Consider the following 13030-nt stretch of genomic DNA (forward strand, 5'->3'; position numbering starts at 1 on the left):
CGCAGAAAAAGGTGGAGTGCGACGCCCACGCCGAACGGGTGGCGGAGTACGAGACGCTGAAGGCGGAAGTGAACGGGGAGGACTGAACCGAGCGTCCGCGCGAGCGGAGCGAGCGCGGTTCTTCGCGAGCGCCGGAGGCGCTCGCGCCTTTTTCGCCCACGTTTTTGCGCCGAGCGGTCGCGAAGCGACCCGAGGCGGAAAAAGGTGGAGTGCAACGCTCACGCCGAGCGGGTAGCAGAGTACGGCGACCTGAAGGCGGAAGTGAACGGGGACAACTAGCATCCGGCGGCCGAAGGCCGCCGGTTCCCGGGACCGAGCGAAGCGAGGTCCCGCCTTTTTCGCCCACGTTTTTGCCGGGAGCGGTTCGCGCTCTGCGCGAACCCGACCGGGAAAAAGGTGGGTGGGCAAACTTCTTGTTCGTCAGTCTGAATTGAGTGGTATATGGGGGCTGTCTGTCCGTCGTGTGAGACCGAGGTGTCGAACACCTACGACTGCCGGGACTGTGGGGACGCGTACTGTGTGGACTGTCGACTGCCCGACGAGCACGACTGTGACGCCGACGCCGAGGCCGAAGCCGACGGTGGAGTGCCAGCGGCCGGTGCGGAACCGGGGCTCTCGCTGTCGATGCCGTCGGGGCCGGAGATTACGGTACTCGTGCCGGTCTGGCGCCTGCTTCCCTGGTGGGTGTACGCGGCGCTCGCGGTGGTGCTGTTCCCGCTCACGACGGTGATCCTGGCGTTCCAGGTCTACCACGAGCGAGTGGCCGCCAGTGAGTACGCGTGGCGGCCGAGTCGCGTGTACTACGTGCCGCTGCTGGTGTTCGGCGTCACGATGTTGATGTCGCGGCCGTCGCTCCCGGGCATCGACACGCACTGGGTCGTCGTGTCTGCCTTCGGCTACTTCTGGGGGCTCCCGGCGACGGTGATCTACGCGGTCCGGCGGCGGGGGCGCTGAGCTAGAGGGTGAGCGGTTCGGCTTCGTCCCACCGCGGGTCGAACTCCGAGCGGACGTTGGCGGCGAACTCCCGGTCTTTCAGGTCGATCACGGCGAACGTCTCGTCGGCGTTGAGCGGGTGTGGCACCTCGATACAGACCTCCGCGTTGTCGATGAGTTCGAAGGTACCCGAGACGTTGGGCGAGGTGCGGACGGAGAACTGTTCGTGGCGGGCCAGGTGGGAGCGGTAGCGTTCGCCGACGCTCTCGGGCAGTTCGTCGACCAGCTCTGGGCGCATCAACAGCGACACGTCGACGCCGCGGTCCAGTGCGTTCCCGAGTTCCTCGACGATCAGGTCGCCGACGGTGTCCATGTCGAACTGCTGGGACGAGGACGAGGCGACCATGATGATGCGCTCGTCGGCGGCCGCGAGCCGCTCCACGAGGAGGTCGACGGTCTCGTCGGGGCCGACCGCCGCGGTCCAGAACGTCTCCTCGACCGGTTCGGCGCTCTCGAGTTCGCCGACGAGTTCGTCGACGATCCCCTCGTACTGCTGGGCCTTCTCCTCGAGTTCGCGCTTCTTGTCCTCGAGCAGGCGGTCCAGCGCGGTCTGGGGTTCGACGGCGACGTACTTCTTGGGCCGGCTCGCGCTCTGACTCCGCACGAGGTTGTAGGTCTCGATGCTGTTGAGCACGTCGTAGATGCGGCCCATCGGCACGTCGCTGACGCGGGACAACTCTTTGGCCGTTGTGGGCCCCGTCTTCAGCAACGCGCGATAGGCGCGTGCCTCGTACTCCGACAACCCGAGGTCTCTCAGACTTGCCATTGTATGGCGGTCGACTGCCGGGGATATAAACGCATCGCAGGTTTACCGCAGTGGTTTTTATGAACTCGTCGCCAGTTCGGCGAGGCCGTCCGGCGTTTCCGCGGTGCCGGTCACCGTGCCGTCGTCGACGACTTCCGCCTCGCCGTCGAGGTCCGCGGCGGCGGGGACGACGACGGCCTCGTGGTCCGCGACCCGGAGCGCGGCCCGGTGGAGGTCGCTCCCGGCGGGCGCGCCGATCCGGAAGACCCGGAGCGACTGGAGCCGTGAGGCGACCGTCGCGTAACTCGCCACCTCGACGCCCATGCGCTCGGCCGCGCCGGCGAAGGCCGCGATGGCTTCGCGGGCCCGTTCGCGGTAGCGGTCCTCGCCCGTGAGCGCCGCCAGGTCGACCAGCGCGTCCGCGAGTTCGACGTTGGTGTCCAGCGGATAGAGCGGTTCGTCCAGCAGTCCCGGGCCCTCGGGGGTTCCGTCGCGGAACGCGCCGCCGTCCTCGTCCTGGAGTTCCGCGAGCGCGTAGTCGGCGACCGCCGTCGCCGCGTCGCCGTACTCCCCGGTGACCTGCCAGGCCGTGGTCAGCCCCTGCAACACGCCGGTCTGGTCGGCCAGGAGGCCCGACTCGCCGACTTCCTCGTCGCTCCGGTAGTGGGTCACCTCGCCGTCTTCGACCAGTTCGTCGAGGACGTGATCCAGCGCCCGCTCGGCGTAGCGGCGCGCCGGTTCGTCGTCCGTGTACGCGTGGAGCGCGAGCAACGCGCCCGCGGCCATCCCGTTGCGGTCCGCCAGCACTGTCTCGTCGACGTTCGGCGGTTCGGCGTCCTCGCGGTCGGTCGGACTCATCCGGTAGTACTCGTCGTCGCTGGCCTGACTCGCGGCGAACGCCTCGCCGGTCCAGAGGTCGGTGGTGAGGTACTCCACGGTCGTCTCGGCGCTCTCCCGATAGGAGTCCTCGCCCGTGTAGCGGTACGCGCGGGCGAACGCCCGGACCAGCGCGGCGTTCTCGTCGAGCAGTTTCTCCCGGTGGGGGTCGCTCCAGTCTCGCCCCGTGGCGAACCGGTAGAAGCCGCCGTCGTATGTGTCCAGCAGGTGGGTCTGGATCGCTTCGAGGGTCCGCGTGGCCTGATCGCGGGCCCGGACCAGCGCGAACTCGACGGTTCGAGGGAGGGGGAACTTGGTGTCCGAGCCCCAGCCGCCGAACTCGTCGTCGAAGGCTCCCAGCAACTGCTCGACCATGTGTTCCTCGATGCGGGCGCGGACCTCGCCGCTCGGGGGCGTGCCGTCCCGGAGCGCGCGGGGGACCCGACCGGCCTCCTCGCCCTTGCCGTCCCAGGTGCGCCGCACGGAGTCCAGAATCTCGCGGAAGCCGTCGACGCCGAGGTAGCCCGCGCCGGTCAGGATGTCGCCCTCGGGCGTACAGAAGACCGTCGAGGGGAACCCGCCCATGTTGTAGCGCTCGCGGACCCGCGGGTGTCGGTCCACGTCGACCCGAACCGGCACGAAGCCGTCGTTGATGTTGGCCGCGATGCGTGGCTCGGTGTAGGTGGTGGCGTCCATCTGGTGGCAGTGGGCACACCAGGGGGCCGACAGCGAGAGGAGGACGGGCTTTTTGGCCCGTGCGGCCTCGTCGAAGGCGTCCTGGCCCCACTCGCGCCACTCGACGTTGGTGCGCGCCGCGGAGTCGTCCATACCGGGCGGTAGCCGTGCCCGAACAAGTATCCTGCGTCCCACGTCCGTGTCCGGGCCGCGCTCGCCCACGTCATTCCTTGCGAACATCTATACGTCTGTACCGGAAAAAATGGGCAATAGACATGACCACCAACGACCCGCTGGGGGCCGGGGGGTCAGACGGGGTGGATATTCTCCCGGGGGCGGTACGGACACAGCTGGAATCGGCGGATCTCGGCCGACATCTGGCGTCGTTCTACCGGACACAGGCCGAACAGCTCGCGGTCGCGACGGCGTTCATCAGGCTCGGTCTGGAACAGGGCGAACACTGTCTGTACTTCGCCGACGACAACGAGCCCGACGCCGTGCGGGAGTACTTCGAAGCGGCCGGTATCGACGTGCAGGCCCGCCAGCGGACCGGCCAGCTCCGGATCGAGAACGCCACCGAGACGTACCTGGAGGACGGATTCGACGCCGACGAGACGCTGCAGGCGTTCGAACGTGCCGTCGACGACAGCATGGAGGCGGGCTACGACGGCGTCCGGGTGCTGGGGGAGAACACGTGGAGCTTCGAGGTCGACGGTGCGTTCGACCGGGTGCTGGACTTCGAGGTCTCCTTCGACGAACGGTGTCGGGACGTGCCGGTCACGGCGCTCTGTCAGTACTCGCTGGCGCGGTTCGACGACGCGACCATCGGCAAGGCGATCCAGACCCACGAACAGATCCTCTACCGTGGGACACTCTGTGAGAATCCGTACTACGTCCCCCCGGAGGAGTATTTCGAGCGTGACGGCCCGCGCCAGAACTCGTGGTTGATGCTCGAACAACTCCAGGAACTCGCCCAGTCCCGGCAGGACATCGAGGCCCGCGAGCAGCGCCTGTCGGTCATCAACCGCGTCCTCCGGCACAATATCCGCAACGACATGTCCGTGCTGCTCGGCCACCTCGAACTGCTCGTCGAGGACGATCACGTGGACGACGTGGGGGCCGACTCCGTCGAGGCCGCCACCGACGTGGCCGAGCAGTTTCTCGACCTCGCGGAGAAGGCCCGGTACGTCGAGCGGACGCTCGACGAGTTCGACCCCCAGCGGCTCGACGTGACCGAACTGATCGACCGTGTTGCCGAGCGGACCGAGGCGAACGCGTCGAACGTGACGGTGCAGGTCGACGCGCCGACGACTGCGACCGTGAGCGCCGATCCGGACGTGGAGATCGCCCTCGAGGAGCTGCTCACGGCCACCGCCGCGGAAGCCGACGGTGAGCGGACGCTCTCCGTGTCGGTCCGCCCCGACACGCCCGACCGGATGGTGCATATAGACGTGACCGGCAGTCAGCGGTTGCTCCCCGAGGGGACGCGGCACGCCATCGAGGGCGACCGGGAGACGAAACTCCAGCACTGCGAGGGCCTGTCGGTCTGGATCGCCCGGTGGATCGTCGAGATGTCGCGCGGGTCGCTCCTGTACGACGAGACGCCGGACGGAAATCGGATCCGCGTCTCCCTCCCCTCGCCGCTCGCCGACCCCTGATCCGCTCGGCGCGGCTCTGTTCTCGAAGCGGTTCTATTTTGAGTGCTGGCCCGCTACTGCCCCCATGCTCCGTATCATCGGGCTCCTCCTGCTCATCCCGCTGCTGGACATCGTCCTGCTGGTGGCCATCGCGGGCTGGATCGGCCCGCTCTACACCGTGGCGCTGGTCGTCCTCACCGCGCTGATCGGGATGCTCCTGGTCCGCGCCGAGGGCCGCCACACCCTCCGGAAGATCCAGGGGAAGCTCGCCCAGGGCGAGCCCCCGACCGACGAACTCATCGACGGCGGCCTGCTGTTGATCTCGGGCGCGATGTTGCTGACGCCCGGGATCGTCACCGACCTCGTCGGCCTGGTGCTGGTCATTCCGTTCACCCGCTATCCCGTCCGGCTGGCGACCAAGAAGTGGGTCGTCACGCCCTACGTCGACGCCAAGACCAGCGGCTTCGCCAGCGGCAACGTCTACGTGGGTGGCTTCCCCGGCGGCGAGGGGCAGGGCCAGCCCGGCCCCGGACAGGGCGGCCCGGGACAGGGAGGGCCCGGCCCGGATTCCGAGGACACCTACGACGTGGACAGCGAATCTTACGACGTGGACGACGACTCGAAGTAACGGGTGTCAAGGCCCGCCACCCTCTCGGTGAAAAGAAACGCTTAACATAGGCAGGGCGGAACACTCTGATGCGCTCACCTGGGCCAATAGCTCAGTCAGGTTGAGCGCTCGGCTGATAACCGGGAGGTCCACGGTTCAAATCCGTGTTGGCCCACTTTCACGCGGGCCGCAACTCCACAGCCACCTCATTTCCTGTGACCTCACGCCGCCCAGCGGCGTCACCGTTCGCGCACGTCACCGCGCATCGAGGAGTGGACCGTACAGATGTAGTAGTCCATGTCGGCGGCGAGTGCCTCGGTCAGGGTGAACGCGAACGCGTTCCCGTCGTCGACCCAGTCCACGTCCCGGTCGTCCTCGTACCGTCCTTCGACGTCCTGGGAGAGTAGGGCGGTGTCGTCGCTCGCCCGGAGCGCGAACGGGTGGAACGACCACCCATCGTTCTCGACGGTGTACCGGACGCCCGTCTCGAAGGTCATCGTGGGGTTTTCCGTTTCGGTTTCGGCCACCTCCCCGCTCTCGTCCTCGGTGACTTCCCAGGCGCTGAACCCCTCGTTGTCGATCGTCAACGCCACCGTCTCCGTCGGCGTCAGCGGTTCGTCCGGCGTCGCCGTCTCCGTCTCGGTTTCAGTCGGCGTGTCGGTTTCCGTCTCGGTCGGCGTGTCTCCGGGCGTCTCCGTCTCCGTGGCCGTCTCGGTCGGTGTGTCGGTCTCCGTTTCGGTCGCAACCGTTCGGTCCGTCGTCGCGGGCGCGGCCGTTCCACCCGGTGTCTCGGATTCGGTCGGTGAGCCGTCCTCGGTGCCCTGCTGGTCCGTTCCTGCACACCCTGCGAGGGCACCCGCGAGAGCGAGCGCCGTCGTTTCGAGCAGTCGCCGTCGATCCCGGTCCATGTCCGGATCAGGGGTTGCTGACACATAATTGCGTCCCGCGGTGAGAGGGGATTCGACCGCCGGTCAACTCGACCGGAGAGATAGCTTTTCGTACCTGCCCCCCATCCACCGAGTGCGATGATCGTCGTACACGCGAGTTTCCCCATCGATCCCGACGAGCGCGAGGAAGCACTGGCACACATCGAGGACCTGGCCGAGCAGTCCCGCGCCGAGGACGGCATGCTCGACTATCGGGCGACGACAGACGTGGAGGACGAGAACGTCGTCCGCTTCGTCGAACGCTACGAGGACGAGGCGGCCTTCGCCGCCCACAGCCAGACCGAGCACTTCACCGAGTTCCTCACGGCGCTGAGCGACTGGCTCGCCGGCGACCCCGAGATCCTCCGGTTCGAGGTCGACTCGATGAGCGAAGTCGAACTCTGATCGCCGAGGTAGCTCCCGTTTCTTATAAACGGACCTTCATATCCGTACGAATTTATATAATGTAGAGTGCGGTACACGGTGGCACGATGCGTGATTCGGGTGGTTCGGGGTCGGGGGCCCCGGACCGACGGGGAGCGGAGCGCATAGGATCAGTAAACCGACGGCGATTCGTCCAGGCGGCGGCACTGTCCGGGCTCACGGCGGGGTTGGCCAGCGGGACGGCGGCCGGCGAGACCGGCGCGGACGCGGGCGGGCCGCTGACCGCGGGGGTCGCGAAGCGCGACATCACGCCGGAGAACGGGGGTTCGTTTTTCGGCTACGTGCGGCCGGACATCCGCGCGGAGGGTGTAGCGATCCGACTGTTCGCACACGCTTTGGTACTCTCGGACGGCGAGCGAAAGGTCGCGCTGGTGTCGGCGGACCTCGGGAAGCCGGCGGTCCGGGACGAGGTTATCGAACACGTCCGGCCGCTGGGGTTCGACCGCGGGTCGGTCCTGTTCGCGGCGACGCACACCCACGCCGGACCGAACTCGCCGGGCGAGTGGATCGCCGGACAGATCGGCGACGCCATCGCGGAGGCCGACGCGAACCGCCAGCCGGCGCGGGCGGGCTGGGCCACCGGGACGGTCGAGGCGGGCAACTGGAACCGCTCCATCGAGGCCCACCTCGCGAACTTCGGCCTCGACATTCCCATCGGCGAGGGGTCGCCCGAGGACCACCCTATCGATCCCGACCGGGCGCGGGACACCACGGTCAGGCTGCTCAGGGTCGAGGGGACCGACGGGACGCCGATCTGTGCGTGGACGCTCTTTGGCAACCACCCGACGGCGTTCACGCCGGCCAACACGACCTTCTCGGCGGACTTCCCGGGCGTGGCGACCCGGTGGTTCGACCGCCGGTTCGACGGCGACGCGCCGATGGCCATCTACACGACCGGGCGCGTCGGCGACCAGATCCCCCGGTACGACGACTACGGCCAGTACGCCGTGGCCGAGCGGACGGCCATCCGCGTCGAGCGGGCGATGTGGGACGCCTGGCAGTCGGCGGGTGACGCACTCGCCCGGAACCTGCCGCTCGGCGGTCGCGCGACCCACGACGAGTACGAGGGACAGGAAGTCGAACCCGGCAAGCCGGTGGACGACGACGCAATCGTCGGCGTCCCGACGCTGGACGGCGGGGAGAACGGGCCGACGCCGTTCTCGGGGCTCGAACTGGAGGGCAAGCGCCGACCGGAGTGGCTGGCCGACGACGTGCTTGGCCGGAAGATTCCGCTCGCGCCCGCCCCCTACTCGACGGACGTGGAAGTCCAGGCCATGCGCGTCGGGGACCAGTTGCTCGTGACGGTGCCCGGCGAGCCGACCGTCGAGATGGGGCGGCGGATGCGACAGGCCGCGGCTGGGGTCGCGCCCGACGCCGTCGCGGACGTGGCCGTCGCCGGCGTCACGAACGGCTACAACGGCTACTTCACCACGCCCGAGGAGTACAACAAGCAGGACTACGAGGGCGGCAACACAGCCTTCGGGCAGTACACCTCCCTCCTGATCCGGAACCGCCAGCGCGACCTCGCCGCCGCGTTCGGCGACGGACTTGGCGATCCCGCCGAACCCTCGGGATCGCGCCCCTCGATTCCGGACGCGCCCGTCGGCGGCGGTGACGACGACGGCGAGATCACGGATCAGCCAGCCCGCACGGTCGAGCGGATGGACGTGGTCACGCTGGAGTGGGAGGGCGGCTGGGCCGGGAAGGACCGGCCGGTCGACGAACCGTTCGTTCTGCTGGAACGCCAGTCCGGTGGCGGCTGGGAGACGGTCACGACCGACCTCGGCCTCGGCTTCGTCTGGACCGAGTGGTTCGGCGACTACACCGTCCGCTACGACGTGCCGCCGGACCTGCCGACGGGAACCTACCGGCTCCGCGTGAACGCGGCGAAGTACGACCTCACCAGCCGGACGTTCGAGATCGAGCCCTCGACCGACCTGCGCCTGCGCGGCGTCCGCGCGGAGAACGCGGGCCCCGGCGACCAGCCGACGCGGCTGATCTTCGTCGCGCAGAACCCGCCGCCGGAGCCCGAGACCAATCTCCGCGTGCGCCCGATCCTGCCAGAGGGCGGATCGCTGACCGTCGAGGTCGGCGGCGAAACCTACGAGGCCCAGTGGGACCCCGACGCCGAGGGCTGGGTCGCCACAGTCGAGGGCGTGAGCGCGGGTGACACCGTGACCGTCCCCGAGAACGGGCTGGTCGACGGGTTCGGCAACCGGAGCGGCGCGGCGACGGATCTGACGGTGGGGTCGGTCGCGGAACTGGACTGGCCGGACACGATGGGGACCGGGGGCGGCGATCCGCCGGGCCTGTTCGGGATCGGGACGTTCCCGACCTGAGCCAAAACATCGACCGACGGACCCAGCCACCGAACGCTTTTGCGGCTGTAATACGATGGTACTACCGTGAAATACGCTAACGTGAGCGTCAAGTTCCCCCGGGAACTCGACGCGGAGATCGAGCGGTTCCTCGACGAGACCGGGATCTATACCAACAAAAGTGAGTTCGTCAAGGAGGCCTGTCGGACGCACCTCCAGACCCTCCAGAACGAGACAGCCATCGCCGCGCTCCGAACTGAACAGCTCCTGGCACGGGCCGAACAGCGTCCGATCAGTGACGACGAGCTTCACGACCGGCTCGACGAACTCGGCGCGAACGTGGATTCGGCCGAAGTCGAGGACGCAGTCGAGCGGGCCCGGGAGGAGACGAGCGAGCGACTTCACGACGGATGAAAATCCCGGATACGAATCTCTGGGTGTTCGGGACACTGGAAACACACGACCGCGCAGAACGGTTGCTTGCCGATATCGAGCGTGGTGAAACCACAGCCGCCATCAACGCGTACATCGTCCAAGAGGCGCTGGACGCCTTCGACCGCACACCGGGACTCTCGAGGGCGGAGCGCGATGAGGTGAAGACGCTGTTTCTGACTCGGCTGTCGCGTATGACTGGTCTCATCGAAGCCCCGTCGAGTCGTGAGATTGCCGAGGATCTGTTGTCCGAACGACGATCCGCGAGCAAGACACTACTGCTCGGTCGAGTACTCGACGTACAACCCAAAGATATCCCGATTCTCGTGCTCGCCTTCGAACACGAACAGCGTGAACCGACGATCCTGACCAACGACGAATCGTTCGCTGCACTCGAACCCGGGGAGTACGGACTCTCGATTCGACTTCGGCACGTAGCGTGATCGTCCCGAGTGATCCGCCACCAACCCACAACCATTCTAACCCCGGGGCTCCTCACCCTGGCCATGACCGATATCGAGGTCACGCGCGAAGACGACTACGCGACGGTGACGATCAGCAATCCCGACCGGAAAAACGCCATCAGTGCCGAGGCCTGCGAGGAGATGGCCGCGGAACTCCGCTCGCTGGAACACGACGCCGGCGTCCGGGCGGTCGTCGTCCAGGGCGAGGGCGACGCCTTCTGTTCGGGCATCGACCTCTCGGGCGGGATGGACGGCAAGGGCGTGATCGAGGAACTCGAAACCGGGCTGAACGCCATCGCGGCCGGTCTCCTGCGGATGGAGAAGCCCACTATCGCCGTCGTCCGCGGGGTCGCCGTGGGCGCGGGGGCCTCGCTGGCGACCGCCTGTGACTTCGTCTACGCCCGCGACGACGCCGTCTTCGGCTGGGGCTTTACCGACATCGGCCTCGCGCCCGACACCGGCGCGACCTACGTCCTGCCCCGACTCGTCGGCGTCCGCCGGGCGCTCGACCTGCTCATCACCGCGCGCCGCGTCGACGCCGAGGAGGCCGTCGACATGGGCATCGCCACGGAGACCTTCGACGACGAGGAGTTCGAGGACATGGTGGCCGAACGCATCGCCACGCTGGCCTCGCGCCCGACGCTGGCGGTCGGCGAGACCAAGCGCCTGGTCCAGCGCGCCACGCACCGCTCGATGGAAGAAGCGCTCCGCGCGGAGGCCCGCGCGCAGGATCGGATCTTCGAGACCGAGGACTTCGCGGAGGGCGTCGGCGCGTTCTTCGAGGGCCGCGAACCCGAGTTCGAGGGGCGCTGAGCCCCCTCACCCGTCGTGCGCCTCCCGGACAGCCGCGACGAGTTCGTCCCGGTTCGCGTGGTGGTGCAAGTGCGCCGGACAGTCACAGTCGGAGGCACCGAACCCCTCGACTACGACCGGGGCGGTCTCGGCGATCTCGCGGGCGACGGCACACTCGATCTCGGCCTCGGGCGAGCGGGCCACCGTTTCGATTCGAGCGGCGGTGTCGCCCAGCAGGTAGTCGATGTGCCAGTGACGCGCCTCGCGCTCGCCGGCGGCCAGTTCGTGGTGGCGGTCGACCCGTTTGAAACCGCCGGGACCGAACGCGCTGCCGGTGTAGGCGTAGTATCCGGGGGGCAGTTCGTGTCGGCCGAGCGATCCGACCGTAAGCGTCTCCGGTTCCGGAAGGTTGACGACGATAGTGTACGTTCCTCCGACCACGCCGGGACTTCACCTCGCGTCCAAATCGACCTTCCGGTCGTGGCGACTGGCGATGACGGTGTCACTTGCTACCATAAACGGGTTTAAATACGGGAGGCACTAACCCAAGGTGAAGGCCACCCCCGGCTTTCGATGCAAACTATGCAGGGAAACGCACAACAGCAGGCCTACGACCGGGGCATCACGATCTTCTCCCCGGACGGACGCCTCTATCAGGTCGAGTACGCCCGTGAGGCCGTCAAGCGCGGCACCGCAAGCGTCGGTGTTCGCACCGAGGACGGCGTCGTCCTCGCAGCCGACACGCGGGTGCGCTCTCCGCTCCTCGAGCGTGAGAGCGTCGAGAAGTTGCACAAGATCGACGACCACATCGGCATCGCCAGCGCCGGTCACGTCGCGGACGCGCGCCAGCTGATCGACTTCGCGCGCCGGCAGGCGCAGGTGAACCAGCTCCGGTACGGCGAGCCCATCGGCGTGGAGTCGCTGACAAAGGGTATCACCGACCAGATCCAGCAGTACACGCAGACGGGCGGCGCGCGCCCGTTCGGCGTGGCGCTGATCGTCGGCGGGATCGAGAACGGCGAGCCGCGCCTGTTCGAGACCGACCCGTCGGGCACGCCCTACGAGTGGCAGGCACTCGCCGTGGGCGGGAACCGCGAGGACCTCATCAGCTTCTTCGAGGAGGAGTACCGCGACGACCTCGATCTCGACGGCGGGATCGACCTCGCGCTGCGGGGCCTCGACACGGTCGGCGACGAGGGGATCGACCCCGAAGGCGTCGCCCTCGGGACCATCGACGTCGAGACCGAGCAGTACCGACGCCACGAGACCGAGGAGATCGAACAGTACGTCGAGGAAATCGACATCGGAGGTGACGAGGAATGAACGACATGAACCCAGCGGGCGGCCCGCCGAGCCTGGAGGAGGGGCTGCAGAACCCCTACGAGCCGGAACTCGGCCAGCTGCCCAACACGACGGAGAAGGACAACGAGAAGGTAAACGAGACGGGGACGACCACCATCGGCATCGCGACCGAGAACGGCGTCATCGTGGCGACCGACCGCCGCGCGTCGCTGGGCGGCCGGTTCGTCTCCAACAAGAACGTACAGAAGGTCGAACAGATCCACCCCACCGCGGCGCTGACGCTGGTGGGCTCCGTGGGCGGTGCCCAGTCCTTCATCCGCTCGCTGCGCGCCGAGGTCAACCTCTACGAGACCCGTCGCGGCGAGGACATCAGCATGTCCGCGCTGGCGACGCTCGCGGGGAACTTCGCCCGTGGCGGCCCCTTCTTCGCGATCAACCCGATCCTCGGGGGCGTCGACGACGAGGGCAGCCACGTGTTCAGCATCGACCCGGCCGGGGGCGTGATGGAAGACGACTACACGGTCACCGGCTCCGGGCTCATGGTCGCCTACGGGACGCTGGAGAGCCAGTACGAGGACGACCTCTCGATGGAGGAAGCGAAGACGGTCGCCGCAGACGCGGTCAGCTCCGCGGCCGAACGTGACACCGGCTCCGGGAACGGCCTCGTGGTCGCCGAAGTCACCGGCGAGGGCGTCGAGATCGACACCTACGAGTACGACGACCTCCTGTAGACGCCTTCCTTTTTCAGTAACACTATAGTTCGTGGCGGGCGAATCGACAGCGTACTGACAGTGTCCGCTTTCCGTCTCGCGGGTGGGG

General features: G+C 67.8%; 14 protein-coding genes and 1 tRNA gene. 11 read left to right on the forward strand and 4 right to left on the reverse strand.

Going from position 1 to position 13030, the window contains the following annotated elements; genetic code table 11:
• Positions 1-441: 441 nt before the first annotated feature.
• On the forward strand, positions 442-954 hold the full coding sequence (locus tag ACOZ4N_RS18285) for an AN1-type zinc finger domain-containing protein (RefSeq protein WP_424017793.1): 513 nt from the start codon (positions 442-444) through the stop codon (positions 952-954).
• 1 nt (position 955) lies between these two features.
• On the opposite strand, the gene ACOZ4N_RS18290 is transcribed toward ACOZ4N_RS18285, so the two are convergent.
• Both ACOZ4N_RS18290 and ACOZ4N_RS18295 read right to left on the reverse strand, forming a co-directional pair.
• Positions 956-1759, reverse strand: coding sequence for a TrmB family transcriptional regulator (locus tag ACOZ4N_RS18290; RefSeq protein WP_424017794.1), 804 nt, complete (start codon positions 1757-1759; stop codon positions 956-958).
• Between the two features lie 57 nt (positions 1760-1816).
• Positions 1817-3442, reverse strand: coding sequence for a DUF255 domain-containing protein (locus tag ACOZ4N_RS18295; protein ID WP_424017795.1), 1626 nt, complete (start codon positions 3440-3442; stop codon positions 1817-1819).
• A gap of 122 nt (positions 3443-3564) precedes the next feature.
• Between ACOZ4N_RS18295 and ACOZ4N_RS18300 the strand changes: the two genes are divergently transcribed.
• The 3 genes from ACOZ4N_RS18300 (at position 3565) to ACOZ4N_RS18310 (ending at position 5708) form a co-directional block, all read left to right on the forward strand.
• Positions 3565-4947 (forward strand): MEDS domain-containing protein, encoded by a 1383-nt coding sequence (locus ACOZ4N_RS18300; protein WP_424017796.1) that lies wholly within the window; start codon positions 3565-3567, stop codon positions 4945-4947.
• Positions 4948-5011: 64 nt separating this feature from the next.
• Complete coding sequence (locus tag ACOZ4N_RS18305) at positions 5012-5554, forward strand: FxsA family protein (RefSeq protein WP_424017797.1); 543 nt, start codon at positions 5012-5014, stop codon at positions 5552-5554.
• Positions 5555-5634: 80 nt separating this feature from the next.
• Positions 5635-5708, forward strand: a tRNA-Ile gene (locus tag ACOZ4N_RS18310).
• A 64-nt stretch (positions 5709-5772) separates the two neighbouring features.
• Here the strand turns inward: ACOZ4N_RS18310 and ACOZ4N_RS18315 are convergent.
• Positions 5773-6441, reverse strand: a complete 669-nt coding sequence (locus tag ACOZ4N_RS18315) for a hypothetical protein (protein ID WP_424017798.1) — start codon at positions 6439-6441, stop codon at positions 5773-5775.
• 117 nt (positions 6442-6558) lie between these two features.
• Here ACOZ4N_RS18315 and ACOZ4N_RS18320 point away from each other — a divergent pair, with 117 nt between their 5' ends.
• The 5 genes from ACOZ4N_RS18320 to ACOZ4N_RS18340 all read left to right on the forward strand — a co-directional run bounded on the left by ACOZ4N_RS18320 (position 6559) and on the right by ACOZ4N_RS18340 (position 10930).
• Positions 6559-6864 carry a putative quinol monooxygenase gene (locus ACOZ4N_RS18320; RefSeq protein WP_424017799.1) on the forward strand — a complete coding sequence of 102 codons (306 nt, stop codon included), beginning with the start codon at positions 6559-6561 and terminating at the stop codon, positions 6862-6864.
• A gap of 86 nt (positions 6865-6950) precedes the next feature.
• Positions 6951-9242 (forward strand): neutral/alkaline non-lysosomal ceramidase N-terminal domain-containing protein, encoded by a 2292-nt coding sequence (locus tag ACOZ4N_RS18325; RefSeq protein WP_424017800.1) that lies wholly within the window; start codon positions 6951-6953, stop codon positions 9240-9242.
• A 66-nt stretch (positions 9243-9308) separates the two neighbouring features.
• Positions 9309-9635 (forward strand): ribbon-helix-helix domain-containing protein, encoded by a 327-nt coding sequence (locus tag ACOZ4N_RS18330; protein ID WP_424017802.1) that lies wholly within the window; start codon positions 9309-9311, stop codon positions 9633-9635.
• Positions 9632-10096, forward strand: coding sequence for a hypothetical protein (locus ACOZ4N_RS18335; protein ID WP_424017803.1), 465 nt, complete (start codon positions 9632-9634; stop codon positions 10094-10096). The genes ACOZ4N_RS18330 and ACOZ4N_RS18335 overlap by 4 nt, the downstream gene beginning before the upstream one ends.
• A gap of 63 nt (positions 10097-10159) precedes the next feature.
• On the forward strand, positions 10160-10930 hold the full coding sequence (locus ACOZ4N_RS18340; RefSeq protein WP_424017804.1) for an enoyl-CoA hydratase/isomerase family protein: 771 nt from the start codon (positions 10160-10162) through the stop codon (positions 10928-10930).
• Between the two features lie 6 nt (positions 10931-10936).
• On the opposite strand, the gene ACOZ4N_RS18345 is transcribed toward ACOZ4N_RS18340, so the two are convergent.
• Positions 10937-11350: a GIY-YIG nuclease family protein gene (locus ACOZ4N_RS18345; protein ID WP_424017805.1), complete on the reverse strand. Its 414-nt coding sequence runs from the start codon at positions 11348-11350 to the stop codon at positions 10937-10939.
• A 141-nt stretch (positions 11351-11491) separates the two neighbouring features.
• On the opposite strand from ACOZ4N_RS18345, the gene psmA reads away from it, so the two are divergent.
• Complete coding sequence (psmA, locus tag ACOZ4N_RS18350; protein ID WP_424017806.1) at positions 11492-12232, forward strand: archaeal proteasome endopeptidase complex subunit alpha; 741 nt, start codon at positions 11492-11494, stop codon at positions 12230-12232.
• The gene (gene psmB / locus ACOZ4N_RS18355; RefSeq protein WP_424017807.1) at positions 12229-12942 is read left to right on the forward strand and encodes an archaeal proteasome endopeptidase complex subunit beta; all 714 of its coding nucleotides are present in this window, start codon (positions 12229-12231) and stop codon (positions 12940-12942) included. Before psmA ends, psmB begins: the two co-directional genes overlap by 4 nt.
• Positions 12943-13030 lie beyond the last annotated feature (88 nt).

It is taken from the genome of Halorientalis pallida (genome assembly GCF_049605515.1).
Lineage (GTDB): Archaea > Halobacteriota > Halobacteria > Halobacteriales > Haloarculaceae > Halorientalis > Halorientalis pallida_A.